This is a genomic window from Robertmurraya phoenicis (genome assembly GCF_047302285.1).
In the GTDB taxonomy this organism is placed as follows: Bacteria; Bacillota; Bacilli; order Bacillales; family Cytobacillaceae; genus Robertmurraya.
Window position 1 is genome coordinate 434,478 of sequence record NZ_CP154845.1, and the last position, 26,618, is coordinate 461,095.

Here is a 26,618-nt window from a genome sequence, read left to right on the forward strand (position 1 = left end):
ATGACATATGTTGGAGGACGCCATATGTATTACCAGGTTCATATTTGGAAGGGGTTAAGGGCTCCTTATATAAGTGCTCATCAGATCAATAAAGCGGAAAAACTAACAGGTATTTGGAAATGGACCACATGGTTATTGGTGATTTCCCTCATTCTCTCGGGAATTGCCGTCTATTTTGGAATTGGAAATGACTCTCTATCAAAGTTAATCTATGAAACGACTTCGTCAGAATTCCAAACCATTAAAGGCTTATTTGCGATAGGACAAGTCGTGCAATCCATACTTGCAACGGCCATATTAATTTTTCTACCGGCCCTCATATTTTGGGTATTTACGGATATTGAATATCGTAAGCTCGTCGTCGTACAGCTCTTTGTTACAGCCATTTTTATGTTCGAAAAAATGCTCACCATCCCGATGCAATTCTATTTTGGACTAGATTCGGCTTCTTCACCATTTGCATTAGGGGTGCTCACACAATACATAACGGATTATCAGTTAATTGCCCATTTCTTTGGTGAAATTTCGCTCTTTTCCATTTGGGCGATGATCATACAATATAAATATTTGCGCGTTATCACCGAGAAGAGTCCAAAACTAATTCTATTATTAATCGTCTCTATTCAACTATTATTCTGGATTTTTACGGCGGTCTTTTCTTATATAAAATTTGAGGTTCTATTTTAAAAGGGGGCAGCAAGGATGAACTGGAAAAAGTGGACAGCCATAATCTTCATTGCGCTCTTTGTTGCTGTGAACTTTTATTTACTTTTAAAGAAAGATAGTGAAATAGCTAGGTCGGAATACATAAATGAGTGGAGAACGGTGCAAAAGCAGAATCTTGTTTTATCGACAGAAAGAGCAGGAGTTGTAGCGCCGGCAGAAGAAGAATATGTGTATTTCCAGCAAGGGGCTGGAGACTTCGAGCAATTTTTCGTAAAAGTGGGCGATCAAGTTTCAACTGGTACGCCTCTATTTGAATATTCGCCACGTAATCTTGAGGCTACGATTGAGCAGTTTGAAGCGGAAATCACGAAACTTCAATCAGAACAATATGGACTTCAGGAAAATATCCGAAATCTTGAAAGCATTGAACGAGGCTTACGACAAGTAGAAGAAGATGAAGAAAACCCATCCAATCAAGCCGTCGCAAGCACGATTGAGGCACAAATCTATGAAAAAGAATTACAATTAAGTAGAATTGAAGCCGAGATTGATAAATTTGAAGAACTCATTGCAAATTCTAATAGCCATTTAGGATCTTTAACGGTGGATAGTCCGATTGCAGGGATGGTAAAAGAAATTTCCCATCATCTCCAAAATCCGGTTGTAACGATTACCTCTACTGACCAGCATGTAAAAGGACTTCTTGCAGAAGAAGACTTACAGGAGATACAAGAAGGAATGAAGGTCATTGTCTCAGGTTCTTTTGGAAAAATGGATGGAGTCATTTCAAAGGTCTCTGTAACCCCTGAAGACGATCCGCAGGTGGGAGTAAAGAGCGAGTATGAATTTGTCGTGCAATTACAGGAACCGGAAGAAAATTCAACTGAAGATCTTTCAGAAGAGAATTTAAACGAAACTGAAACAGAAGAGGCTTCTCAAGCAACGATTTACACCGGATCCCATGTTTCGGTCAAAATCATTACAGAGGAAGTCGAGGATGCTTTAACTTTGCCACGTGAGACGAATCGTCTTGGCGATATCTATGTGTTAAAAAGTAATGGCACGATCGAGAAGCGTCCAGTTCAAATGGGGATCACGATAAATGGTGTTTACGAGATTACAAGTGAAGCGGAAGAAGGCGAGCTAGTTGTTAACGAACCGACTAGAATCCGAAACAACACTTCTTTTTTCACCCCACTTGTTTTGAGCGAAATGAGTACACAAGAATTGAAAGAAATGGGCAAAAAGGAGATATTGAAGTATTTGGGAAGAGGATTATTAAATAGGTAACCGCGGGTCACGGGTCACGGGGACAGGTCCCCCGACCCCAAAAACGGGTCATGGGACCTGTCCCCGTGACCCGCCTCGTCCCCAAAGTAAGGAGTGGAAAAATGAAGCTGAAAATTTGGTTATGGCTGACCCCTCTTTTGTTAGTCGTGATAGGCTTAGGTGTGTGGGGTGGATGGACATTATTAGGTGCATCAAACACAAATAACCAAAAAGCGATAGAAACAACCGGAAATGGTCCCTCTGTCACCCAGGAAAGTGATGATTTCTCAACAGAGATCGTCAACACACCAGTATCGGAAGCGATCATTGTCTTTAAAAATGATGAGCTTGGATTTCGAAATGGACATGATTTTATCGGCCAACTACATAACTTTTACAATGAAACATTAGGGTGGGGCCGAATTGATACAGCAAGCTACACGGAGCAACAGCAGAAGGCAGAATTAATTATTGATGCATTGGAAAACGTAGATGTGATGGACGCAGCAGTGCAGATGGATTTTGATAAAATCAAAGAGTTAGCTGAAATTGTCGCAAGCAAAGATGATCGAGAGGCGATGAGAAAGTTACATCGTTACTTCCATGACCTCGATATCTATCTGAATGGCTATGATTACAATCAAACCTTTCAGATTACCATTTTTCAAGGAGAGTAAAGATGATAAGGGGCATTCGCTTTGAAATTCCAAATCAATATGGACATTTTCTTGGAGACGTGCTGAAACCGATTGATATGACTGAATATCAGTGGAAAATTGGTCAGGGGGAGTCCTATCTGATTATCAATGATCAATTAGATAAAGATTTATTAAAGGGAGATGTTATTGAGGGGACAGAACTCAAAAAACTCATTGATTATAATAGATCCTATTTGATTTTTGTTGATTTACAAGCGTTCCCAAAGGGCCAAATCTCCCCAATTGAAACCTATCAAGAGTTTAAGGAAAGTCCATGTGAACTTGTTCTTTTGGTTGTGGACACTAGCTATGTTACGATCTATTGTAAGAATCAAGAAGCCATCAAACTTTTATACGAAAATGCACTCGAACATCAATTTGATAAAATCGAATATGTAACAGATAAAAATGATTCAAACACAAGCATAGTAGCTTGGTAAACGTACTTCTCATCATGATACACTGAAAGCATAAGGGGGTATCCGACAATTATGAAAAAGTTTTTTGCAATCGGTTTCTTAATTATTGTATCTATCACGCTTGCTGGATGTAACAAGGAGCCAAAGCCAGAGGATACATTCACTGAATATGTGAAGCTTTGGAATGATCAGAAATTTGATGAGATGTATGAGCAGCTATCTTCTGAGGCACAGGAAAGTATTTCGAAAGAGGATTTTACAGGACGTTACTCCAAAATATATGAAGACTTAGAGATTAACAATTTGAAGGTGGAATTCACCCCTCCTGAAGAGGAAACAGACAAAAAAGCAGAGAACATCAGCTTTCCCTTTTCAGTAGAAATGGATAGTGTTGCAGGAGCTATTTCTTTTGACCACGAAGCAACACTGATCAAAGAAGAGCGAAACGAGGAAACAGACTGGTATGTGAACTGGGACACGACGTTTATTTTTGCAGAACTCGAAGAGGCAGATAAGATTGGTCTTTCCACCATTCCGGCTAGACGGGGTGATATTCTTGATCGGGATGGGGATCCGTTGGCGGTCACGGGGACGGTTTATGAAATTGGCATTGTTCCAGCTAATATGGAAGGCAAGGAAACGGAAATTATGAAGCAGGTCTCAGAGTTATTGGGCATGAGCACAGAACAAATCGAGAATGCCTTAAATGCGTCTTGGGTTCAACCAGATTATTTTGTTCCGATTAAAAAGGTTTCACCAGACGATACAGAACTATTGGAAAAATTATTTGCGATTCCTTCTGTCCTCAAGCAGGATGCAGAAGGAAGAATCTATCCTTATGGTGAAGCGACCGGGCATTTAATTGGCTATGTTGGACCAATTACGGCAGAAGAGATGGAGAAAAATGAAGGGTATAGCAGTACAGATTTGATTGGTAAAAGAGGGTTGGAACAAGTATTAGAGAAGCGTCTTAAAGGTGAAAATGGCATCAAAGTATATATCAATAAAGAAGATGGAACAGAGGTAATCCTTGCTGAAAAAGAAGTGAAGCATGGGGAAAATGTTCAACTTACGATTGATGGAAGCCTGCAAGAGAAGGCGTATGAACAATTTAATGGAGATGCAGGGATGGCCGCTGCGATCGACCCATTAACAGGTGAAACTCATGCATTAGTGAGCAGTCCAAGCTTTAATCCGAATATTTTAGCGCTAGGCGCCACTTCTGAGCAGTGGAAGGCGTTAGAAGAGAATCCGAAAAACCCGTTACTGAATCGTTTCAAGTCGACTTATGCCCCAGGTTCGGTCATCAAACCGATTACAGCATCGATTGGATTAGCTACCGGGAAGATTGATTGGGAGAAAACGATCAACGTCAACGGTCTAAGATGGCAAAAGGATGCATCATGGGGGAGCTATCAAGTAACACGGGTGAAGGACCCGAATAAACCGGTGAATTTAGAAGATGCATTGCTGTATTCCGACAATATTTACTTTGCTCAAGCGGCTCTTGATATTGGGGAGGACGGCTTTGCTACAGGGCTAGAGAGCTACGGATTTGGAGAGGATTTTCCATATTCATACCCGATCGAAACCTCCCATTTTGGTGGATTAGAGAAGGAAGTCACATTAGCTGACTCTGGCTACGGTCAAGGACAGGTGGAAATGAGCGTCATCCACTTGGCGAGCGCCTATACGACACTTGTCAATCAAGGGAATTTGATCAAACCGATTCTATTCGCTGAGGAAGAAAAGAGTCAGGTTTGGAAGGAAAACCTTCTTCCTGCGAGTGAAGCAGAGAAATTGAATAATGTACTGACAAAGGTCGTTCAAGACCCACAAGGTACAGCACACTCAGGCAGAATTGATGGATACATGCTGGCAGGAAAAACAGGTACAGCAGAATTAAAACAAGCCCAAGGAGAAGCAGGTCAGGAAAACGGCTGGTTCGTCGCATACAATCCAGAACAACCTGAGCTGTTAATTGCCCTAATGGTTGAAGGGGTAGAAGACAGCGGTGGATCGAAAGCGGCTGTGGCCAAGGTTAAAGCAATATTTGAAAGATAGCGGTACGGGGGGACAGGTACCTCGTCCCACAAAAAAACGGGTCAGGGGACCTGTCCCCGTGCCCACTGTGACCCGATAATAAGGAGATTATGTCTTATGGCACAGCCCAAATATATTATGAATATAGATAAAATTGCACAAATCTCTGAGGCTCAAAAGCAAGTTTTGAAGAAGGTTACGGAGAAATATGCCTTCCGTGTAAATGACTATTATTTAAGTTTAATAGATTGGGATAATCCAAATGACCCAATCCGTAAACTTGTCATTCCAAATGAAGAGGAATTACAGGAATATGGCTGTTGGGACGCTTCTGATGAGGAAACAAACTATGTGGTTCCAGGTTGCCAACATAAATATTCTACAACTGCATTACTAGTTGTTTCAGAGGTTTGTGGTGCATATTGCCGCTATTGTTTCAGAAAGAGATTGTTCAGAAACGATGTAAAAGAAGCCATGAGTAATGTGGAACCAGGCTTAAAATATATCGAAGAGCATCCGGAAATTAATAATGTATTGTTAACAGGTGGGGACTCGTTAATTTTAGCTACAAAGAAACTGCGTATCATTATTGAGCGCCTTCGTGCGATTCCACATGTAAAAATTATTCGCTTAGGTTCAAAACTACCTGTATTTAACCCGATGCGAATTTATGAGGACCAAGAATTATTGGATTTAATCCGAGAATATTCAACGCCAGAACAGCGAATCTATGTAATGGCCCATATAAACCATCCGGTTGAAATTACGTATGAAGCTAAACAAGGGTTCCAAGCTCTGCATAATGCTGGTGCAATAGTTGTTAATCAAACGCCGGTTTTAAAAGGAATTAATGATGATCCAGAAGTGTTAGCGGAATTGCTGGACAAATTATCATGGGCTGGTGTGACACCGTACTACTTCTTCGTGAATCGTCCGGTAGCAGGAAATAGCAATTTTGTCCTAACGCTTAAAGAGCTATATGATATCGTCGAAAAAGCGAAAGCTAGAACATCAGGTCTAGGAAAACGCGTACGTCTTTCAATGAGTCATACAAGCGGAAAAATCGAAATCTTAGCAATTGAAGACGGCAAAGCTTACTTAAAATATCATCAATCACGTGACAATGAATATGGTAAATTCATGGTACTAGATTGTCCGGATGATGCAACATGGTTTGATGATTTGCCTGGTAGTGAGCAACACTGGACAAAGCCTAAGAAGAAAACAGCAGCGGTCATTTATTAAGTAAACAGGGACTTAGAGACAGGTTTGTTGTCCCAGCCAGTTGCTCTCGGGGGTACCTTGTACCTTCCTTCAGCCCATTTAAAATCGGGTCAGGGGACCTGTCCCCATGACCCGCCATGAAAACCATTTAAAAAATTCTGATTATAAATAATATTGAAAAACAAGTTTAGCACTGTTATAATAGTTTTTATAAAAGTTTGGAGAGGTTCATATGAGTAATGACAGCTGTTTGATTGTATCAGGACATGCACAAGTTCCAAAAGGAATAGCGCTTCATGAAGAAAAGAAATTTATTGGGGCAGTTCTGGTCATTAATAAAGAAACTCAAATCATTGAAAAAGCTGAATTTACCTTAATAACAACCCTTTCCAATGATTTTTTAAGCAATTTAGTGATTGGCTATGATTTACATCAAGGAATTGATCCATTACTAAATAAAATGAAAAAATTATGTTTAATGCCTTCTCAAGGGGCGATCATTCAAGCAGTACGCTCAGCTTATGAACGATTTAAAGATAATCCTAAGTAAGAAAAAGATAATTATATAACTGGGTATCTATGAGGATTGACCAAAAATCAATTTTTATTAATGGATATAAACCAGTAGTAATAGGCACTTTTTTTCGTGTGCTTATTTACTACTGGTTTTTTATTTCAATTTTTTTAGAGGAGGAGTTCACATGAAGGTATTGCCCCGCATAGAAAAGGAACTTACTGTGGAGATGAAAAACAGACTGTTGAGAATTGATCCTGCCACAATTGGACATTGGCTGCAATTTGGCTTTATGCATTCTAGGATCAAAGCAATGCTCCAGAATATAAAATTTGTAGGTTCTGCATTCACAGTGAAAACCACTTCAGTCGATTCTGTTATGGTGCATAAAGCAATTAGTCTAGCACAAGAGGGAGATGTACTTGTGATTGACCGGAATGGAGATGAGAAATATGCCTGTGTAGGGGAAATCATTGTCTATGCAGCAAAGAAAAAGAATCTAGCGGGTATAATCGTGGACGGCCCGATCACAGATATTACATCTGTCAGGGAGCTGAATTTCCCTATTTATGCAACAGGCCTCTCTCCCGTGACAACAAGATTGGTTGGAAATACGGGCGAAATTAATACAACCATCCAATGTGGTGGGGTGACAGTGGAGCCTGGCGATACGATTTTGGCTGATGAAAACGGAGTATTGGTACTGAGTAAAGACATCGATATTGAGGAATGGTTAGTGAAAGCGGAGGAAAAAGAAGCCATCGAACAAATCATGAAAGAGAAGATCGACCAAGGCTTGCCGCTTGCCTCAATTACAAAGGCTGATCAGCTCTTAAGAGAAAATGGAATCATTCGTTAAAGGGGGAAACTTGAGTGAGTAATACAGAAGAAACGAAGATAAGTGAAGAAATCATTAGACCTATTGACTGTGACGTCCACCCAGTTGTAGAAGGGGGACTAGAACAACTATACCCATATATGGAAAGCTCTTGGAAAAAAAAGTTTCAAATGTCTGGACTTGTTCCTCACTCCAATAGACATGTAAATCCTAGAGGAAGTGTTACTCGTAAGGATGCGATCGCACCAGATGGAAGAATTGCTGGCTCTGATCCGGTCTTTACAAAAGAACATTATTTAGATGTCTACGATCCAAAATGTGCTGTCTTAATAGCCATGCAGCCATCGCAATTATCTCTTGTTTGGACGAATGCAGATATGGTTCATACGATGACATCTGCCTATAATGATTATTTTATTGATAAATGGTTAAGCGTTGACCCGCGCTATCATTTTGTGATTAATGTTACTCCGCAAGATCCAATCCTAGCTGTAAAAGAAATTAAAAGATTAGCAAAAGTAAAAGGAGTTATTGGAATTAACCTTCCTTTAATGAACATCTTGCTGGGTGATCGATACTTTTATCCTATTTATGAAGCAGCTATCGAAGAAAACTTACCTATCATGACTCATGTGACAGGGGCAGAAGGGACGTATATTGGAGCTGCACCGCTCGCAGGAGGAGTAACAAAATATTATGTCGAAAGATATATAACATATCCTCAAATTGCTCAATCAATGCTCGTTAACCTTATTTTTGAAGGTGTATTTGAACGGTATCCAGAGTTAAAAATTGTTTTTGTAGAATATGCGTTCAGCTGGTTAGGTTCGGTTTTAACCAGAATGGATCAATCATGGAGAAATTTACGGATTGAAACCCCTTGGGTGAAGAAAAAGCCTAGTGATTACGTGAGAGAGAATGTCTTTTTTACAACCCAACCAATTGATGAAATGCCGAAGAAGCAATTTGATAGCATGCTAGATATGATTGATGCAAAACACAATCTTCTCTTTAGCAGTGATTATCCACATTGGGATAACGATATGCCTGACGAAATCTTCCATCGATTATTTTCATCACCAGAACAAAAAAAGAAGATTTTACATGATAATGCTGCCAATCTATTTGGTTTAAGGATCAGAGTTTAACACGAGGGAGGGAACGATGTTGAATTATCGGCTTGGAGAAATTTCGGAATTAGCTGCAAATCGTTGTCAGAATTTTGAAATAAATGGTAAAAGTATTGCAGTTTTGTATTCAAATGGAACCTTTTATGCCTTATCTAATAGATGTCCTCATAAAGGGGCGAGCATGTGTCATGGGGATATTCGCGGAACGATGATCCCTTCTGATCCAAGTGAGATTCACTATGATTTGGAAGACAAGGTTCTAGTATGTCCTTGGCATGGGTATGAATTTGATATTGAATCTGGAAAACCACTTTTTGGTATTACCAAATCAAAACTTAAAACCTATCCCGTTTTTGAAGATAATGGAGTTCTTTTTCTGCAAATGTAAGTGATATGGCTAACGATTAATATATTTTGAGAGGGGAAATCGTCATGAAGAAGGTAGGTCTCTGTATTCTATTATCGGTGTTTATCGTTATATTAGCTGCTTGTGGTGGATCCGAAACGAATGAAGCTAGTTCTGGAACAAGTGATGAACCCATTGTTTTAACGATGGGCACGAAGATGCCGGAAAACAATGTGGAGAGCGAAGGTGTTAAAGAGTTTATGAGACTGGTAGAGGAAAAAACAGATGGCAGATTGAAAGTTGACGTTTATTTTCATGAACAATTAGGAACTGAATCTGAACAAATTGAGAATGTCATCTCTGGAGCTCAGGATATTTATTTTGAGACAATGACCTACTATCTTCCTTATGTAAAAGATTTTAATATTCATAGTTTGCCATTCCTTTTTAAAGATAATGATGAATATCATGAGTTCTTGCAGTCAGATATTCAGAAGAAAATGGAAGATGAATTGATTGATAAAGTGGGTCTTCGTTTTATCAATTCAGAGAAAAATTTTATAAGAGGACCGTATCGAGTGTTGGTAAGTACAAAACCAGTTGAAAAATTAGAAGATATAAAGGGTCTAAATTTACGATTAGCTGAATCAGAAACGGCGATTAAAGCATGGTCTGCTTTAGGAGCTAATACGACAATTATCCCTTGGTCAGAAACCTATTTAGCTTTAAAACAAGGGGTAGTGGACGCTGCTACATCACCAATTTCTACGGTTACAAGCATGAATTTCCATGAAGTAACGAAGCATGTAACGGTTACGTATGAATATCCTCAATCACTTGTTATGGCGATGAATGAAAGTAAATTCCAATCCTTACCGGAAGATTTACAGACAGCCCTTGTGGAAGCTGCTAATGAAGCGGGTGAAATAGGCACCAAATATATCGATGAGGAAACAGAAGGGGTATTAGCTGAACTAAAAGAAGCAGGTGTTCAAGTCTATGAAGTAGACCTGAGCCCATGGCAAGAAAAAATGGAAGAGGTATACCAAGATCTAGTTCAAAGTGGTTTCCTAAACGAAGAAGTACTTAATGACATACAGGAATGGAAGGCACAACAATAATATAAACAGAATATTGCAGTAAGGAAGGGATTCCTTGCTGCAATATTTTTCCTAATAAGGGGGGATATGATTGAGATTCATTGATTCGATGATTACACGAATTGAAAAAACATACTTATTTCTTGCTACCTTAATTTTCGCGCTTCTTATTTTAATTAATATCGTTGATATTGCCTTTCGGTTAACGATAGGAAGTTCGATCACTGCAACCCAAGAATTATCGATACTTTGTTTCTCTTGGATGGTGTTTTTAGGAATGGCTGTTGTGTTAAAAAGAAATTTGGACCCAAAAATTACGATCTTTTTAGATCGATTTGTTTCAAAGAAATTCCATCCATTCTTTGATATTGTCGTCAATATCTTGATCATCGTGTTCCTTTCAACCGTATTGGTCATTATGATTGATTATTTGCAAGTCCAATCTTTAAGAAAAGCAAACTATGTTCCAATCAATTATATGTTCTTTTCTTTACCCGTTGTTTTTTCCTTTATCTACATGATTATCGTGACAATCAGGGAATTGCTAGATTCCTTACTACAAACAAGGGGGAAAGATAGATCATGATGTCCTTGTTAACTGTGGCTTTACTTATTGTATTAGTTGTCATACGAACCCCCATTTCGATGACGCTAGGAATATCTGCCTTAATTACCTTCTGGGTTGGAGGTTTCCCACTTAGAATTATTCCACAAGCTTTGACAGGTGCAGTGTTTAACTTTACATTACTGGCTGTTCCTTTTTTTATCTTGGCTGGAAACTTAATGAATACGGCAGGATTAACGGAAAGAATTTTCAATTTTGCTAGAGCGTTAGTTGGTCGAATTGCCGGTGGACTAGCCCATGTCAATGTAGTTGCTAGTACTCTTTTTGCAGGAATATCCGGTTCTGCTGTTGCGGATATAGCAGGTCTGGGTGTGATCGAGTATAAAGCGATGAAGGAGGCTGGCTATCGCAATGCTTTTAGTGCGGCTATTACAGCTGTGTCCGGGTGTATCGGTCCTATTATGCCACCAAGTATTTTTATGATCATTTATGCCGTCATTGCCGAAGTATCGGTTGCCAAATTATTTATTGCAGGTATTGTTCCTGCCATACTGATGACCCTTGTGTTAATGATTACGATCTATATCCAAGTGAAATCGGGCAGGGAGATATGCCCTGTTGATCCACCTGCTCCACTATCTTATAAATGGAAAACATTTAAAGCAGCTCTTTTAACATTAGGAACACCTATTATCGTTCTATATGGAATGGTGGGGGGACTGGTGACTCCTACACAAGCTGGAATTCTTGCCGTCGTTTACACGATTATTATTGGATTTATCTACAGAGAGTTAACATGGAGTAAGATGGTGGAAGTATTTAAAGAGTCTGCCTTACTTACTTCGCATGTGATATTTTTAGTGGCCATAGCTGGAATGTTGGGCTGGATCGTCACCTATGAGCGAGTCGGCGAAACGTTAACCAATTTCTTTTTATCTCTGACTGATAGCCACTTTTTAGTATTGCTTATCATTCTCGTTATTCTATTATTTGCCGGTACGATAATGTCTGGTACAGAGGCCCTCATTATTTTGGCGCCAATTCTTGTACCAGTTATTACAAATTACGGGATAGATCCTGTTCATTTTGGCGTTGTGATGTGTGTGGCATTAGCGATTGGGGTTGTTACACCACCAATCGGAATTGGGCTTTTTGTTATAAGTAATATCAGTAAGATAAAAATAGAACAAATTGTACCAGCGACAATCCCATATATTATCGCTTTAATCATCTGTTTATTAATTGTTACCTTTATCCCAGGATTGAGCACATGGCTTCCGGATCAATTAGTGAAGGATTAAGGTGATTTTAAAATGCCTTAATCCCTGTTTGCTTACGTATGGCTTCAAAGAAGGAGGAATATCGAATGGATGTTAAAAAAATAACAGCTGAAATCGAAGAGCAAATCATCGAAATTCGTCGTCATTTACATAAAAATCCTGAATTAAGCTTTAATGAATTTAAAACAACGGAACTAATCTATGATACTTTGAAACATACGAATATAGAGTTGCAACGATGTGAGAATGGTTCAGGAATAATCGGGCTTTTAAAAGGAGAGGAAGAAGGGCCGACACTAGGTTTACGAGCGGATATAGATGCCTTACCTATTATCGAAGAAACAGGGCTAGAATTTGCTTCGCAAAACAGTGGTGTTATGCATGCTTGTGGACACGATATTCATACGTCCGTTTTATTAGGGACAGCCATTGTATTGGACAGAATGCGTGCCTCACTTAAAGGAACGATAAAATTTATTTTTCAACCTGCAGAAGAAACGCTGAAGGGTGCACAGGTAATGATTGAACAAGGAGTATTAATGGAACCAAAAGTGGACCATATCGTTTGTTTACACGTATGGCCATTTACTGACGCTGGAAAAATCGGGGTTAAACATGACGTGATCATGGCGTCTGCAAACAGTTTTGAAATTGAAGTAACTGGAACGGGCGGCCATGCGGCCCATCCTCAAAAAAGTGTCGATCCGATTCCAGTTGCAGCACAAATCGTCAGTGGGCTGCAACAAATCGTTTCCAGAACTTTATCGCCATTAGATTCAGCGGTTGTGACAATTGGGCAGATCCATGGCGGTACTGCCGACAATGTCATTGCGAATAAGGTGACGATATCTGGAACGGTAAGAACGTTAAAGACAGAGGTAAGTGAAAAAATAAAGGAAACGATGGAGGATATTTCCGAAAACATCGCGAAGGCTTTTAAAGCAAATGCTAAAGTGAATTATGTGCTAAGTTCCTATCCTGTTACAAACAACAATCAATTAGTAGATTTATTATCTGAATCTGTCAAAGAAACGCTCGGAGAGGAAAACCTTGATTACTTATTAGAACCTTCTTTAGGAGGAGAGGATTTCTCTTATTATCTACAGCATGTAGATGGAATGTTATTTAGACTAGGAACTAGAAATGACAACCCAGCAACGCAAAAAGGTTTGCATAATTCCGGCATCATCTTTGACGAACAAGCTATCTCAACAGGTATCATCACAATGAGTTCATTTGCATTGAAGTATTTAGCGGGACGTGGGGCGGGTCACGGGGACAGGTCCCCCGACCCAAAATAAAAAAAACGGGTCAGGGGACCTGTCCCCGTGACCCGTTTTAATAAAATCGCTTAAATCCATCAAATCGTTGTTGATAGTATGCTTCATTTAAAGAAGAGATCATAACCCCTTTTGACGAACTTGCGTGGATAAACTGATTCTCTCCTAAATAAATCCCCATATGAGAGATTCCACTCTTATATGTATTCTCAAAGAATACTAAATCTCCAGGCTGCGGGGCGTCAACATAATAGGAACGGCTGTAATAGCCTTCCGTCGATAGGCGGCTGACACTGACCCCAGAAGATTTAAATGCGTAGTATATAAATCCGCTACAATCAAAGCCAGCAGGTGTGCTTCCTGCCCATACATAGGAAACGCCAAGAAGCTTCTTCGATTCTTCAATCACCTTTTGGGCAGATGCTGGAATCGTTACAACATTCTCTGTCGTTTCCGTTTTACTCTCTTCTTTGACGGCTTCAACGATAGTTTCTTTCCCAGAAACCTTTAATGTTTGACCTACAAAAATCAAATCTGACTTCAGACCGTTTAAGCTTTTTAACTGACTAACCGTAGTGCCAAATTTTTTGCTGATATGACTGAGGGTATCACCCTTTTGCACTAAATACGTAGAAGTTGCTGTTTCAACCGTAGTCTCTTTCTTATCCGTGCTTTGTTCAGGCTGAGGTTTTGTCTCAGTTGTAGGAGTAGAATTAGAGACTTTTAACTTTTGACCTGGATAAATAATGTGATGGTCAAGATTATTCCACTTCATTAAGTCCGATAAGGTGATATTGTGCTGTTTTGCGATTTTTGATAACGTATCTCCTTTTACGATCGTATAACTCGTAACAGTGGTTGGGGCGCTCTCTGTCTTAGTGGGTGCTTTTACTTCTGTTTTCGCACTAGCGGAAACCTGGAGAACTTGATTGATATAAATCATATCAGAGCTCAGTTTGTTCAATGTTTTCAGGCTTGAAACACTAGTACTATACTTTTTTGCAATTTGCGTGAGAGTGTCTCCTTTTTCGACTTTATATGTATCGGCAAAAGCTGTCGTGGCGAATGATGTAGACAAAAGAGCAACAGACGTCAAAGCAGCGACTTTTTTCTTCAAAATATATCCTCCCTTACGAAAAAAATCTAATATTCTAGCATTATTTTAACACAGAAATGCCATTATTTCTCTCGAACTATGAAATATTGTCAAAAAATGAAGAAATTACTACTGGAAAACAATTTACAAAAAATGATGGTGGATGATATGATAATTTTGGAAATCTCGTATAAGGGAGTGCTAGTTTTGAAACAGTTAGATGAAACGAAACAAAATGACTTTTTTCAAGTGTTATATAAAGCTTTTGAAAAAGGACAGCATGATGAAACGACCCTTAAAGATTTAGTAGAAGAATTGAAAATGAATTTAAAGAGTTTAAATGATAAATAGTTTTTTGTTATAGAAAATACATTAAAAAAAAGCAATCGGCCAGTTTATTGACGGATTGCTTTTTATCGGTTCAGTTAATTCCTCATTTGATTGATGTGGCTATTTGAACTGTTCCATTGTTTCGCGCTAATTCGGGTATTTACTGCTTATTCTTATGATTTTGAGTGGCAAGTTCAACCAACCCAACCATTTTTTCCACGAAGATTTCTAGTAGTTTTTCTCCTTTTTCTTTACTAGCTAATGTGGCATCTCCATATACTCCACTTTTACTAAGGTCTCCTAGTGAAATCGTAGATTTTCCATATAAAGCTGGCTTCTCTGGATATTCTCTAACAGCTTTAGACATATCGACGAGTTCCGGCTTTAAAGCGAGCATAAGTGACGTTTCAAATTCACAAGCATGAATCATTCCGTGCCATGGTTTAGATTCGCAATATTGGTCTATAACTGCTCCAAAGTCTGGATAAAACAGGTAGACAACATTCATATCTAGTTCATCGACTAACTCTCTAGTAGCATATTTCATACTGGCATTATTGGCATCATGACCATTCACGATGATAAGTGTCTTTATTCCGTACCTACTTACACTGTGAGCGACGTCCTTAATGACGGCTTCTACATGGTGCTGTTGAAGTGAAACTGTGCCAGGAATATCACGCCAAACCCAAGAGTAGCCAAACGGTAAGGTCGGTAGAAGGAGAGCGCCTGTTTTTTCACAAATCCGCTTTGAAATTCCCTCTGCTAAATAGACGTCAACACCTAACGGAAGGTGATGTCCATGTTGTTCTGTTGCTCCAATAGGTAAAATAGCTACTGGATATTCTTCAATCGCTGCTTTTACTTCATCTCTTGTCATATTAATAGCTGTTTTTACCATTGACATACCATCAACTCCCCAATTTCTGAATGAGATCTACATACTGTTTTGCCTTTTGTTCAATGGCATTGAGATCCTTTTTCGTGGCTCCTCTTGGGACTAAATCACTACCAATGGCAAATGATGAACAACCTGCTTCATAATAGTCTTTTAAGTTGTGTAAATCTACACCACCTACTCCCATGATGTGTACATTTGGAAAAGGTCCTTGTAGACTTTTTACATACGATAAACCAAGATCATTTGTCGGGAACAGTTTCACGACATTTATTTCCTCTTGTAAGGCTTGGACAATCTCTCCAGGTGAGAAGACACCTGGGAAAGCATCTACTTGCTTTGTTTTTACATAACGGATTAGTTCACGGTCCCACCCTGGGGTAATAATATATTTAGCACCTGCTTCCAATACTTTATCCACTTGGTGTGGATGAATCACGGTGCCAGCACCTAATTGAACGGAATCCTGAAAAGCGGAATGGATATTTTGGATACAACGAAGCCCATTTTCTTCATCACTTAAAGATACCTCTACCCAGGAAATTCCGTTATTAAGCAGTACTTCTACGATTGAACTAGCATCTTCAGGATGAATCCCTCGAAGAATGGCGATAATCGTTCCTTTTTTGACTGTCATAATCTCATCACCCTTCAAATTGTGCTAACCAACGTGCTGGATTTTCTACAAAAATGGTATGAATATCTTCTTTACTAATCCCTTCATTTTTCAAACGTGGGATATATTTTTTGAGGATATATTCGAATCCTGGTCCTCCACCATAAGCATGTAAATAGCTTTGTCTGCCCATATCTGCAGAGATTAGTAACTGTTTCACAAAGCCATGATTAATCATATTTTTTATAAGATCGACACGTACACTATCAGGATAGTACTTAATTTTACTTGCGCCATCAAATTGAACATATGCTCCTCTTTTTGCAAGCTGCAGGTGGTAATATGGATCTGCGTTTCGATCACTGTGTCCTACGGCTACTTTAGTTAAATCGACGCCTTCCTCTTCTAGGATATCGAGCATTTCTTCACCCATCGTACCTGCTTCAGTATGCAACCAGATAGGAGCACCAGTTTCCTTTTGGGCACGTGCCACTGCTCTTGTTACTTTTTCCTCAAGTGGATGAATATATTGATCCCAAGACCCTGCTTTTAGAAAGCCAGCTTTTGCATCAGTTCCATCCATTCCAATCGTCACATCTCTTACTAGTTTCTGCTGAATTTCTTCGATGGTCAGTGCATTCACCCATGCAGGAAAGTATATATGCTTGTTAAAGCCTGAGGTTGCAACAACATGTACACCTGTTTCAATCGACATTTGTTTCATCTTTGAGGCATTTCTTCCGTAATCAAGTGTAGTCGCATCTACAAGCGCCTGTCCTCCGGCTCTTTTAAATCTAAATAATTCACTTACGGAGGCCTCATAATCTGTTAATTCTAAATCCCGATCTTTTTGACTAGGTGGTGGGCAAGTCCATAAATGTTCATGGCTGTAAGTAAATCCTAAGTCTTTTGCGTCAATATCTCCTAATAATGTTCTAACTTTTCCCACTGTGATTTCCTCCTTTTTTAAGAGTAGATAATTTTTAAATGAATCATCTACTCTCCATCTTTCAAGTCTTATAGACCAATCCCAAATAATGAACCAATTAAGCGAATCACAACAACAACAATAATGGCATCTGGTGAAGCAAACCAAAGCCCTTCAACACCGTATGCGTTCATATCTACTAATGGGTAGGCAAGAGCTACTAGTAATGTCCATGACACCCCTAGAAAGAAACCAGAAATGATCGCTCCGCGTCTACCACCTGACGCATTACCGAATACTCCCGCTGCACCACCCATGAAGAATAATCCGATGACTGAAGGTAGAACAACAACTGGTAAAATAGTAGAGATAAAGGTTACTAGTAAGCTTCCGACTAAAGCTGACAGGAATCCAAGCGTTACGGCAATTGGTGCAAAAGCGAAAAAGATGGGTACATCAAGGGCTGGCTTAGCACCTGGGACAATTTTTTCTCCAATTCCTTTAAAGGCGGGGACAATTTCTCCAAGGAACATTCGCACACCTTGTAGCAAGACAAGAATTCCCGCTACAAAGGTAAGAGCGTTCATAAGTGAAAACTGTACAATATCTTGTCCTCCTGAAATCTCAGCCATTACTTCTTTGTCCACAAATAAAGAGGTAACTAAATAGATGACAATCATGACGATACCCATGAGGACGCTCATATCTTTCAGGAAGTCTAAAGATTTTGGCACTTTAACATCTTCTGATGATTTTTCTTTGTTTCCAGCGAGACCGCCAACCCATCCAGATAAGCTGATCCAAGAACTCCCCCAGAAACCGAAAGCAATATCATCCTTCCCTGTAATTTTACGAACAAATCGCTGGGAAATGGCAGGGAATAATACCATTGATATCCCTTGAATAATGGAACCTAGTAAAATTGTCATTGTACTAGACAGTCCCATTTGGTTAAATACAATTGCCATTGTTCCGGCAAAAGAGAACATCATATGTCCTGTTAAGAAGATATACTTCCATTTGGTAACTCTAGCAATTAATAGGTTAATCAAGAAAGAGAATACAAGAATAAGCGCTGTCTCTTTTCCTAATACCGTTTGAACTGCAGCGACTAATGCATTATCTTCTGCTACGATGCCCGTCAATCCAAATGCCTCTGTAAACATCGTGCTGAATGGAACGAGAGCGTTTACAATAATGTTTGAACCTTGTTGTAAAATGATAAAGCCAAATATGGTTTTCAAGGTCCCTTTTATAACGTCGGAAGTTGATTTTCTTAAAGCAACTAATCCAACTAGGGCAATGATACCAAGTATGATTGCTGGATTACTTAATATCGAAACAATGATATCTAACATTTTTCACTACCCCCTTTTTTGTAGCTTTTGAATGACAGGCATGACTTTCTTTTCAATTTCCTCTTTATCTAGTAGGTTATTAATTGAGATGACCTCAACCGCTTCATCATTCAATTCTGCAGAGATCTCACTTGACGCCACCATAAAATCGCAAGTCTTTCCTTTCGCAGAACCTAAATCAACTGCTTCACCATCTACCTCATACCCGTGACTTTTAGCGATAGACTGAATATCCATAAGTAACATTAAACTTGTACCAAAACCCATTCCACAAACAGTTACAACTTTCATTGATTAACACTCCTTTGAGATTTTATATTAGTGAAAGAATTTCTCGTTTTGATGTTGCTGGATTCATAATGACGTTTAGCTTTTCTTCATCCCTCAGTAAATCAGCAAGGGACTGAAGCATTTCAATATGACTGGTACTGTCTGTTCCACAAAGAGCACATACAAGTTGGATTGGATCATTCGTTGGGTGTCCAAATACAACAGGCTCACTAAGCCTGATGATAGAGACTCCTTTTTCTTTTGCACCAAATTCTGGTCTGGCATGAGGAAAGGCAATGTTTGGAGCGACCACAATATATGGACCTACATCTTTATAGCCCTTAACCATTGCTTCTACATAGCTTTCTTCTGCTAATCCTTCATTCACTAAGAGTTGCCCTGCTTGTCTAATGGCACCTTCTGCATCTTTGGCTTTTACGTCTAGTTCGATTAAACCCTCAGTTAGTGTGAGCATGTTTGCCACCTCTTCTTTTCATTAAAATGATTTCAGCTTATTTCTTCCATCTAGCTCTATATGATAGTGGTAACGATCTCCTCTATTAGACATCTCAACTAATTCAAAAGGAGTCCCGTCCGTTAAATAAGAAACCCTTGTTAAGTGAAGTAAAGCAGATTGGGGAGGAATTCGTAATTCGATCGCCTCCAAGTCAGTTGCACTTCTTGCTTGAATTCTCTCATCCGCTTTCTTAAGCCGAATATTATAGTCTTCTTCAAGAGTTTCATATAGCGATTCTTTTTGTAGACCTTTCTCTATGAACCCCGGGACAAATTTAGCCCGCAAATAGTTAATCATAATGGCAATGGGCTCACCATCTGCAAATCGAGTTCTTTTCAAGCAAATGACTTTCTCGTTAGGTGCTAACTTTAACTCTTCACTTATTTTTCGAGAAGGCTCCATTTCAACTAGCAAGGTATTTTCGGTGTGAATCTTTTTGCCTTTTAGCCGCATTTCTTCTGTCCAGCTCGTGATGGTACCTGCGGTTTGAACAATTTTTTTTGATTGTACAAAGGTACCTTTTCCTTGAATCCTTTTAACGATTCCATCTGATACAAGTTCATCGATTGTCTTTCTTACAGTCGCTCTGCTTACACCATAAAGCTTTTCTATTTCAGTTTCGATTGGAAGTGAGTCCCCTTCAGAAAGGTTTTCCTCGATATACCTCATTAACAAAAGCTTCAACTGTTTGTATAATGGTACTTTTGAATGCTTATCTAATTCGTTTGTTTGCACCGGTCTTATCGCCTCCGTTTTTATTTGTTTATAATCTTAAACATCATGATGTTTTTAGGTATTGTGGGTATATTTTCATAATACATCATGATGAATATAAACGCAAGTGAATATTTTAACCGTTTTCATCATGATGTTTTGTTGGAGAAACGGAAACGAGGGGACGGTTCTTGTGTTTTTTTAGTAAGTAAATTAAAGCGTTAAACTGTTAAAGTGATTTCCGTGAGCATTTTGTATTAGTGGGACCAGTAAGAATCTTTCCCACTCTCTATCCTTTTGCTTGAGATTGATATGGAATCAGATGCCAATCGAGTACTACTCTATTTTTTATTTTCTCGAATTAATTGAAGGAAAATAAAAGAGAATTGTCCCCATGTTTCCCTTATAAAATTTCGAAATTTCGAAATTTATTTACAAATTAACTTAGTTGTGGTATTTTTTTAATTAATTAGTAATATATTAGGACTAATTAGAAAGGGTGATGAATAAGCGCTTGTCTATGTTGTAGTTTTATTGGGTGAAATTACGGATTATAAAGGGGGAGAAACATGAGTGGTTTGGATTGGGTAGTCATTATAGCTTTTTTCTTGCTTATGGTTGTCATTGGTTTTTTGTCTTTTAAAAAGGTACAAGGGTCAAAAGATTTCTTCGTCGCAGGAGGGAAGCTACCTTGGTGGCTAGGAGGAATTTCGCATCATGTTGGGGGGTATAGTGGTGCGGTATTCGTAGCATATGCCGGACTAGCTTACACGCATGGTTTTAGTTTGTATATGTGGTGGGCAGTGCCAATTGTGATTGGGGTTATTTCAGGGGCATACATCATGGCGCCGCGTTGGTCAAAGCTGCGAACAAAGCTTGATATTGAATCTCCTACGGAATTTCTTGCGTTGCGTTACAATGTACCGACCCAGCAATTAGTGGCTTGGAGTGGAGTCGTTGTAAAATTATTCGATGTGGGTGCTAAGTGGGCGGCAATTGGACTATTACTTAATGTATTTACTGGCATCCCGATTGTGTACGGAATTTTACTATCCGGTATTGTTTCCCTTATTTATATTACAGTCGGTGGTATTTGGGCTGATCTCTGGACTGATTTTGCACAATTTATCGTTCAAATTATTGCAGGTATTGTGATGTTCTTTGTTGTTTTAAGTCAAATGGGTGGATGGGGATCGATTAGCGGAATTTGGGATAATCTCCCGCCAGCCAATAGTCAGCTTTTTAATGAACCGTATACATTAGGATACGTATTGGTGTATGTCTTCATCGTCTTTTTCAGTTATAACGGTGGAACTTGGAACCTTGCAGCACGATATATTGCTTCTCCATCAGGAAAAGAGGCAAAAAAATCGGCACTTTTATCAGGTGGACTTTATCTCATCTGGCCGTTAATTTTATTCTTTCCGATGTGGGCAGCTCCACTAATTCTTCCAAATCTTGAGGATCCAACACAATCCTATGCATTACTTACACAAGAGCTATTACCAGCTGGATTAGTTGGTCTTGTGCTCGCCTCTTTATTTGCCGCAACAATGTCGATGACTTCCTCAGATGCAAATACGATTTCAGCTGTTATTACTAGAGATATCCTACCTGTGATGTCGAATAAATTTAAAGGGATTGATCAAAAAGTGTCCCTAAAAATTGCAAGGATTGTTACGTTTGCTTTCACATTCTTAACATTAATCATCGGAATTTTCTCTGATAATTTTGGTGGGGTGTTAGGTCTATTAATTACCTGGTTTGCGGCGTTAGTTGGACCTGTTTCCATTCCAATGCTACTAGGATTATTGCCAGCATTTAAATATAGTGATTCAAAGGCGGCGATTGCCTCCATTATTGCCGGTTTTGGAATGTTTGTCCTAACAAAATACGGTGTCGAGTGGCCATTGTATGTTGAGCTTGGGGCACCAATCTTTACGTCAGGGTTAGTGTATATCGGACTTGGTTTACTGAATCGCAATAAGCCGGTTAAACCAGAAATTGAGGATATACTATCAGCATTAAGCAAATCTGATGAAGAATTGGCAAAGGAAACAAATAAGATTACACCAGCCTTATAACAAGTGAGGAGACAGGTGATGGATACTTCAAATTTAGTCAACTTTTATAAAACTCAAATTGAAGAAAGCTTCTGGCCGTTTTGGGAGAAGGCGTTTGATGATGAAGCAGGTGGCGTTTTTACCTGCTTCACAAATGATGGTGCGACCCTTGTGACTACTGATAAATACACATGGTCACAAGGGAGATTTTTGTGGCTATGTGCAGAACTGTATCGGTTAACAGTCGAAGGAAAGCTATCTCTAGATGCTACTCGTTTAAAAGAGATGGCTGATAAAACATACGAATTTCTACTACATCACACGGTTACAGATAGAAAACATATTTTGTATGCTGTAACAAATAAGGGTGAAAGAATTGAGGGGCAAGCAGAAATCTCGGTTTTTGCTGATTGCTTTTATGTACTTGGTGTCAACAAATATGCAGAAGTTTATAAAAAAGAAACTGCGTATGCTAGGGCCTTAGAGGTTTACGAAACGATCCATCAGCGGGTAGAAAGTGGTGTTTTTAAAACGGAGCCGTACCCAATTCCATCTACGTATACTTCGCATTCGATTCACATGATTTTGCTAAACGTTGCACAAGAAATAGAGCAGACAGCGATCCATTTTCCGTCCTTTACGGTTGAAAAAAAGGCAAAGCAATTGAGTCAAAAGATTCTTCAAGAATTTATTCTCGATGATGGAAGAATCGTAGAGTTAAAGCCTGAGAATGAAGAAAATGGGGATACATTGATGGCCAGGCATGTGAATCCAGGTCATGCGTTAGAATCGGTGTGGTTTCATATCCATTCGTTACAGGAGTGGGAGGAAGAGCAGCAAAAGGAGATATTGCAGCTACTGTCTAAGGTTGCCACTACTGCTGTCGAGCTTGGTTGGGATGAAGAATATGGTGGGCTATTGCGTTTCGTGGATAAGAGTGGAAATAAACCACAAGGACGTGTAATCAATGATCCATATGAAAAGCTTATTCTAGATACATGGTCGACAAAGCTATGGTGGCCACATTCAGAGGCGCTGTATACTTTCCTTTTACTATATGAAAAAACACAAAAAAACATCTTTCTAGATTGGTATAAAAAAATTGCGGAGTATAGCTTTTCCACCTTTCCGAATCCGAATAAAGAAATAGGCGAGTGGATTCAAATTCGGGACCAAAAGGGGGAGCCATTACAAAAAGTAGTCGCACTACCGGTAAAGGACCCTTTCCATATTCTTCGGAACTTCATTTTAGTTATAAAACGATTTGCATAACGAAAGAGGAGAATTGACATGTCATTGCTACTTGGTACACACGAAATCGACATTACACCAGAGCTTCCAATCCAGTTAGCCGGATTTGCTCATCGACAAGGAAAAGCCATGGAGGTCCATTCTCCTCTTTTTCTTAAAACCTATTATTTTGAGAAAAAGGATCAGGTGTTTTTCCTTTTCATTGGGGATGTCATCTGGTGGGATGATGAAAAGGTAAAGTCTTGGCGAAAAAAGCTAGCAAGTACCTTTGCAATTTCGCCTGACTCTATTTGTTTTCATGCGACCCATAACCATTCTGGACCACAAACTAGTGAGGCTTTTACAAGTTTACTTGGAGAGATTGATCAGAGTTTTATACAATCGCTTGAAGAGAAAATACTAGAAAGTGCAACAAGTGCGATTGGAAACAAAGAGCCTGTGACCATTACTGTCAGAAAAACGGAGAGTGATATTTCAGTTTACCGAAGAGTAACAGAGGGCGATCAGGTTTTGATGAAGCCTAATAGAGATGTTTATGTAAATAAGGATGTGACGATCATTACTTTTACAACGGCTGAGGGTGATATGAAGGGTATGCTAATTCACGATACATGCCATCCAACTTCAACAGATGCGAATGTAGTCTCATCAGAGTTTACAGGGCAATGTTGTTCGATTTTAAAAGAAACCTATCAACATACCGTTATCGGGTTTATACAAGGTTGTTGTGGAGATATTAGACCAGCTTTCATAAAGGATAATGAATTTTATAGAGGAAATTTAGAGGACATGGAGCACCTAGGAAAAAGGCTTGCCGAAGATGTATTAATAAGGTTAATGCAGAATGGTAGAGTTATAGAGTGTGATAATATTCAGGCAAAAATAACTAGAGTTCCATTGATTTTTCAGGAGAATCATGAAGCAAGAGTAGATCCTCCCGTTCTTGAAATTTGGAAAAAGCATGTTCATCAGCACTGGAAAGATAAAAATGAGGCTATTTTTGAAATTCAAGTATTTCAGATCAGTGATGAATTAGAATTCGTGTTTTTTAATGCAGAAATGGTCCAGCATTATGGAGAGTACATAAAACAAAAGTGGCCAGAAGCGCTGGCGCTTGGATATAGCAATGGAATGATCGGCTATCTTGCCACTCAACAGCAAATAAGACAAGGAGGCTATGAGGCGAAGGAGTTTATCTATTACTTCGGCCTACCTGCTCCTTTTCATATAAAAACGGAAGAGACGATACAGAATGCCATCGAACACATACTAGAAGGTGATGACAAATGACAATTAAGGGACAAAAGGATCAATTGACATACTTCGTTTTCAAAAATCGAAATACAATGGGAGAAACAGCAGCAAAGGATGTGGCAAATCAAATCGTGAAGCTTCAACTGGAACAGGATGAAATTCGCATGATTTTTGCGGCTGCTCCATCGCAAAATGAGTTTTTAGCTCATTTTATAGCGGACAACAGGATAAACTGGAACCAAATTACAGCCTTTCATATGGATGAATATAAAGGCTTGGAGGCAAATGCCCCGCAGCTTTTTCAAAACTTTTTAAAAGAACGCTTGTTTACGAAAGTACCATTTAAACAGGTGTATTTAATGGATAGTGCAAATGAAGCAGAGATTGAGCGCTATTCACAATTGCTAACAGAAAAACCGATTGATATTGTTTGCCTAGGTATTGGGGAGAATGGGCATCTAGCGTTTAATGATCCGCCAGTTGCTGATTTTCATGATCCGAGTGTTCTAAAAGTCGTGGAGTTGGATGAAGTGTGTAGGCAGCAACAGGTAAATGATGGCTGTTTTGCTTCTTTTGCTGAGGTTCCGACACATGCGCTTACAGTTACGATTCCAGCGTTACTTTCGGCAAAATTTATGTATTGTATGGTTCCAGGTCCGACGAAAAAACAGGCCGTACAACAAACGCTTTTTGGTCCAATTAGTACGGAGTGCCCTGCTTCCATTCTGCGTACCCATGAGAATGCGATTCTTTACCTTGACCAAGATTCATTTGGAGATGAGAAAAATGAGGAATAATACGATTACGATAGAGGGCATTCATTATAAGGACGATATTGGAGTGAAGCTGATTGTTGAGAACGGTTTCATTCAAGCGATAGAGCCATCAGTGGTTACAGACTCCACTGTTTATATTGCACCAGGCTTTGTTGATTTACAGGTAAATGGGTATAAGGGTGTGGATTTTAATTCATTAGAGTTGACTGAACTTGATATTGTTAGGGTCATTGAAAGTTTGCTGGAACAGGGTGTAACGAGTTTTTATCCAACAGTCATTACGAATTCGTATGAGAAGATAAGTAAGCTAGTTCAGGTAATTTCAGATGCAGTCGAGAAGAATCCGTTGGTTAGAAAAATGGTTCCGGGGATTCATTTGGAGGGTCCCTTTTTATCGTTAGAGGATGGACCAAGAGGGGCACATGCGAAGGAATGTATTCAGGCTCCAGATTGGGAGTATTTTCAAGGTTTAATTGAATCCGTGAATGGCTTGATAAAAGTTATTACCTTGTCTCCTGAGTGGAGCAATGCACCAAAGTTCATTGAAAAGGCTGCCGCGCAGGGGATATGTGTATCAATTGGCCATACAAGTGCTACTTCCGAACAAATTTTTCAGGCTGTGGAAGCAGGGGCGAGCTTGTCCACCCATTTAGGAAATGGGGCACATGTGATGCTTCCAAGACATCCGAATTATCTATGGGACCAGCTAGCAGAAGATCGATTAGCGGCAACAGTCATTGCCGATGGCTTTCATTTACCGGATTCGGTGTTAAAGGTAATTGCAAGAGTGAAAAAAGATAAAATGGTTCTCATAAGTGACAGTGTCGCATTGGCAGGGTTACCACCTGGAGATTATCAAGCATCCGTCGGTGGTGAGGTCACCTTAACGGAAGAAGGGAGACTTCACTTGAAAGGAGAACCGAGACTTTTGGCAGGATCCGCTCAAAGCATTTTATGGGGAGTCAATCAACTTGTCAATATGGGAATTACTGCATTATCTGATGCGATTGATAAGGCATCTATTTTACCGGCAAGAATAGTAGACTTGCAGCAGAAAAGCGGTCTTCAAGTGGGGGCACCAGCCGACTTACTACTATATAAATATAAAAATAATAGAGTTGAAGTAACAGGGACGATGAAAGCTGGAGAGTTTTTATATCATAGATCGGAGTGAA

At 39.3% G+C, this 26,618-nt stretch carries 28 protein-coding genes; 20 read left to right on the forward strand and 8 right to left on the reverse strand.

Going from position 1 to position 26,618, the window contains the following annotated elements:
* Positions 1-24 precede the first annotated feature (24 nt).
* The 14 genes from AA0X71_RS02030 (at position 25) to AA0X71_RS02095 (ending at position 13,393) form a co-directional block, all read left to right on the forward strand.
* Positions 25-687 carry a hypothetical protein gene (locus AA0X71_RS02030; RefSeq protein ID WP_413358615.1) on the forward strand — a complete coding sequence of 221 codons (663 nt, stop codon included), beginning with the start codon at positions 25-27 and terminating at the stop codon, positions 685-687.
* Between the two features lie 15 nt (positions 688-702).
* Positions 703-1,956 carry an efflux RND transporter periplasmic adaptor subunit gene (locus AA0X71_RS02035; protein WP_413358617.1) on the forward strand — a complete coding sequence of 418 codons (1,254 nt, stop codon included), beginning with the start codon at positions 703-705 and terminating at the stop codon, positions 1,954-1,956.
* A gap of 101 nt (positions 1,957-2,057) precedes the next feature.
* Positions 2,058-2,612, forward strand: a complete 555-nt coding sequence (locus AA0X71_RS02040) for a hypothetical protein (protein WP_413358620.1) — start codon at positions 2,058-2,060, stop codon at positions 2,610-2,612.
* A gap of 2 nt (positions 2,613-2,614) precedes the next feature.
* On the forward strand, positions 2,615-3,073 hold the full coding sequence (locus AA0X71_RS02045; protein ID WP_413358622.1) for a DUF2691 family protein: 459 nt from the start codon (positions 2,615-2,617) through the stop codon (positions 3,071-3,073).
* A 51-nt stretch (positions 3,074-3,124) separates the two neighbouring features.
* Positions 3,125-5,116 carry a penicillin-binding transpeptidase domain-containing protein gene (locus tag AA0X71_RS02050; RefSeq protein ID WP_413358626.1) on the forward strand — a complete coding sequence of 664 codons (1,992 nt, stop codon included), beginning with the start codon at positions 3,125-3,127 and terminating at the stop codon, positions 5,114-5,116.
* 96 nt (positions 5,117-5,212) lie between these two features.
* Entirely contained in the window at positions 5,213-6,340 is a 1,128-nt protein-coding gene (locus AA0X71_RS02055; protein WP_413358628.1) for a KamA family radical SAM protein, read from the forward strand.
* 211 nt (positions 6,341-6,551) lie between these two features.
* On the forward strand, positions 6,552-6,869 hold the full coding sequence (locus AA0X71_RS02060; RefSeq protein ID WP_413358631.1) for a DUF3870 domain-containing protein: 318 nt from the start codon (positions 6,552-6,554) through the stop codon (positions 6,867-6,869).
* A 151-nt stretch (positions 6,870-7,020) separates the two neighbouring features.
* Positions 7,021-7,692 (forward strand): RraA family protein, encoded by a 672-nt coding sequence (locus tag AA0X71_RS02065; protein ID WP_413358634.1) that lies wholly within the window; start codon positions 7,021-7,023, stop codon positions 7,690-7,692.
* A 14-nt stretch (positions 7,693-7,706) separates the two neighbouring features.
* Positions 7,707-8,819, forward strand: coding sequence for an amidohydrolase family protein (locus tag AA0X71_RS02070; protein ID WP_413358637.1), 1,113 nt, complete (start codon positions 7,707-7,709; stop codon positions 8,817-8,819).
* 16 nt (positions 8,820-8,835) lie between these two features.
* Positions 8,836-9,189 (forward strand): Rieske (2Fe-2S) protein, encoded by a 354-nt coding sequence (locus tag AA0X71_RS02075; RefSeq protein ID WP_413358640.1) that lies wholly within the window; start codon positions 8,836-8,838, stop codon positions 9,187-9,189.
* Positions 9,190-9,233: 44 nt separating this feature from the next.
* Positions 9,234-10,268 (forward strand): DctP family TRAP transporter solute-binding subunit, encoded by a 1,035-nt coding sequence (locus AA0X71_RS02080; protein ID WP_413358642.1) that lies wholly within the window; start codon positions 9,234-9,236, stop codon positions 10,266-10,268.
* Positions 10,269-10,338: 70 nt separating this feature from the next.
* Positions 10,339-10,833 (forward strand): TRAP transporter small permease, encoded by a 495-nt coding sequence (locus AA0X71_RS02085; RefSeq protein WP_413358644.1) that lies wholly within the window; start codon positions 10,339-10,341, stop codon positions 10,831-10,833.
* On the forward strand, positions 10,830-12,113 hold the full coding sequence (locus AA0X71_RS02090) for a TRAP transporter large permease (RefSeq protein ID WP_413358646.1): 1,284 nt from the start codon (positions 10,830-10,832) through the stop codon (positions 12,111-12,113). Before AA0X71_RS02085 ends, AA0X71_RS02090 begins: the two co-directional genes overlap by 4 nt.
* A 65-nt stretch (positions 12,114-12,178) precedes the next feature.
* A complete protein-coding gene (locus tag AA0X71_RS02095; protein WP_413358649.1) occupies positions 12,179-13,393 on the forward strand; it encodes a M20 metallopeptidase family protein in 1,215 nt (404 codons plus the stop codon).
* Positions 13,394-13,430: 37 nt separating this feature from the next.
* On the opposite strand, the gene AA0X71_RS02100 is transcribed toward AA0X71_RS02095, so the two are convergent.
* Positions 13,431-14,489, reverse strand: coding sequence for a LysM peptidoglycan-binding domain-containing protein (locus AA0X71_RS02100; RefSeq protein ID WP_413358651.1), 1,059 nt, complete (start codon positions 14,487-14,489; stop codon positions 13,431-13,433).
* 186 nt (positions 14,490-14,675) lie between these two features.
* Between AA0X71_RS02100 and AA0X71_RS02105 the strand changes: the two genes are divergently transcribed.
* The gene (locus tag AA0X71_RS02105) at positions 14,676-14,819 is read left to right on the forward strand and encodes a hypothetical protein (RefSeq protein ID WP_413358654.1); all 144 of its coding nucleotides are present in this window, start codon (positions 14,676-14,678) and stop codon (positions 14,817-14,819) included.
* A gap of 139 nt (positions 14,820-14,958) precedes the next feature.
* On the opposite strand, the gene AA0X71_RS02110 is transcribed toward AA0X71_RS02105, so the two are convergent.
* The 7 genes from AA0X71_RS02110 to AA0X71_RS02140 all read right to left on the reverse strand — a co-directional run bounded on the left by AA0X71_RS02110 (position 14,959) and on the right by AA0X71_RS02140 (position 20,120).
* On the reverse strand, positions 14,959-15,699 hold the full coding sequence (locus AA0X71_RS02110; protein ID WP_413362443.1) for a creatininase family protein: 741 nt from the start codon (positions 15,697-15,699) through the stop codon (positions 14,959-14,961).
* Between the two features lie 10 nt (positions 15,700-15,709).
* The gene (locus AA0X71_RS02115) at positions 15,710-16,333 is read right to left on the reverse strand and encodes a bifunctional 4-hydroxy-2-oxoglutarate aldolase/2-dehydro-3-deoxy-phosphogluconate aldolase (RefSeq protein WP_413358657.1); all 624 of its coding nucleotides are present in this window, start codon (positions 16,331-16,333) and stop codon (positions 15,710-15,712) included.
* Between the two features lie 7 nt (positions 16,334-16,340).
* Complete coding sequence (locus AA0X71_RS02120; protein ID WP_413358659.1) at positions 16,341-17,261, reverse strand: phosphotriesterase; 921 nt, start codon at positions 17,259-17,261, stop codon at positions 16,341-16,343.
* Between the two features lie 68 nt (positions 17,262-17,329).
* On the reverse strand, positions 17,330-18,598 hold the full coding sequence (locus tag AA0X71_RS02125; RefSeq protein ID WP_413358660.1) for a PTS ascorbate transporter subunit IIC: 1,269 nt from the start codon (positions 18,596-18,598) through the stop codon (positions 17,330-17,332).
* 6 nt (positions 18,599-18,604) lie between these two features.
* Entirely contained in the window at positions 18,605-18,889 is a 285-nt protein-coding gene (locus tag AA0X71_RS02130) for a PTS sugar transporter subunit IIB (protein ID WP_413358662.1), read from the reverse strand.
* Between the two features lie 22 nt (positions 18,890-18,911).
* A complete protein-coding gene (locus AA0X71_RS02135; protein WP_413358664.1) occupies positions 18,912-19,343 on the reverse strand; it encodes a PTS sugar transporter subunit IIA in 432 nt (143 codons plus the stop codon).
* A 21-nt stretch (positions 19,344-19,364) separates the two neighbouring features.
* Positions 19,365-20,120 carry a GntR family transcriptional regulator gene (locus AA0X71_RS02140; RefSeq protein ID WP_413358666.1) on the reverse strand — a complete coding sequence of 252 codons (756 nt, stop codon included), beginning with the start codon at positions 20,118-20,120 and terminating at the stop codon, positions 19,365-19,367.
* Between the two features lie 548 nt (positions 20,121-20,668).
* On the opposite strand from AA0X71_RS02140, the gene AA0X71_RS02145 reads away from it, so the two are divergent.
* From AA0X71_RS02145 to AA0X71_RS02165, 5 genes are read left to right on the forward strand one after another with little or no spacing between them, the layout of a single operon-like run.
* On the forward strand, positions 20,669-22,183 hold the full coding sequence (locus AA0X71_RS02145; protein WP_413358668.1) for a sodium:solute symporter family protein: 1,515 nt from the start codon (positions 20,669-20,671) through the stop codon (positions 22,181-22,183).
* Positions 22,184-22,201: 18 nt separating this feature from the next.
* Complete coding sequence (locus AA0X71_RS02150; protein WP_413358670.1) at positions 22,202-23,434, forward strand: AGE family epimerase/isomerase; 1,233 nt, start codon at positions 22,202-22,204, stop codon at positions 23,432-23,434.
* An 18-nt stretch (positions 23,435-23,452) separates the two neighbouring features.
* Positions 23,453-24,703 (forward strand): hypothetical protein, encoded by a 1,251-nt coding sequence (locus AA0X71_RS02155; RefSeq protein WP_413358672.1) that lies wholly within the window; start codon positions 23,453-23,455, stop codon positions 24,701-24,703.
* Positions 24,700-25,464: a glucosamine-6-phosphate deaminase gene (locus tag AA0X71_RS02160; RefSeq protein WP_413358675.1), complete on the forward strand. Its 765-nt coding sequence runs from the start codon at positions 24,700-24,702 to the stop codon at positions 25,462-25,464. The genes AA0X71_RS02155 and AA0X71_RS02160 overlap by 4 nt, the downstream gene beginning before the upstream one ends.
* A complete protein-coding gene (locus tag AA0X71_RS02165) occupies positions 25,454-26,617 on the forward strand; it encodes an N-acetylglucosamine-6-phosphate deacetylase (protein ID WP_413358678.1) in 1,164 nt (387 codons plus the stop codon). Before AA0X71_RS02160 ends, AA0X71_RS02165 begins: the two co-directional genes overlap by 11 nt.
* Position 26,618: the final 1 nt, after the last annotated feature.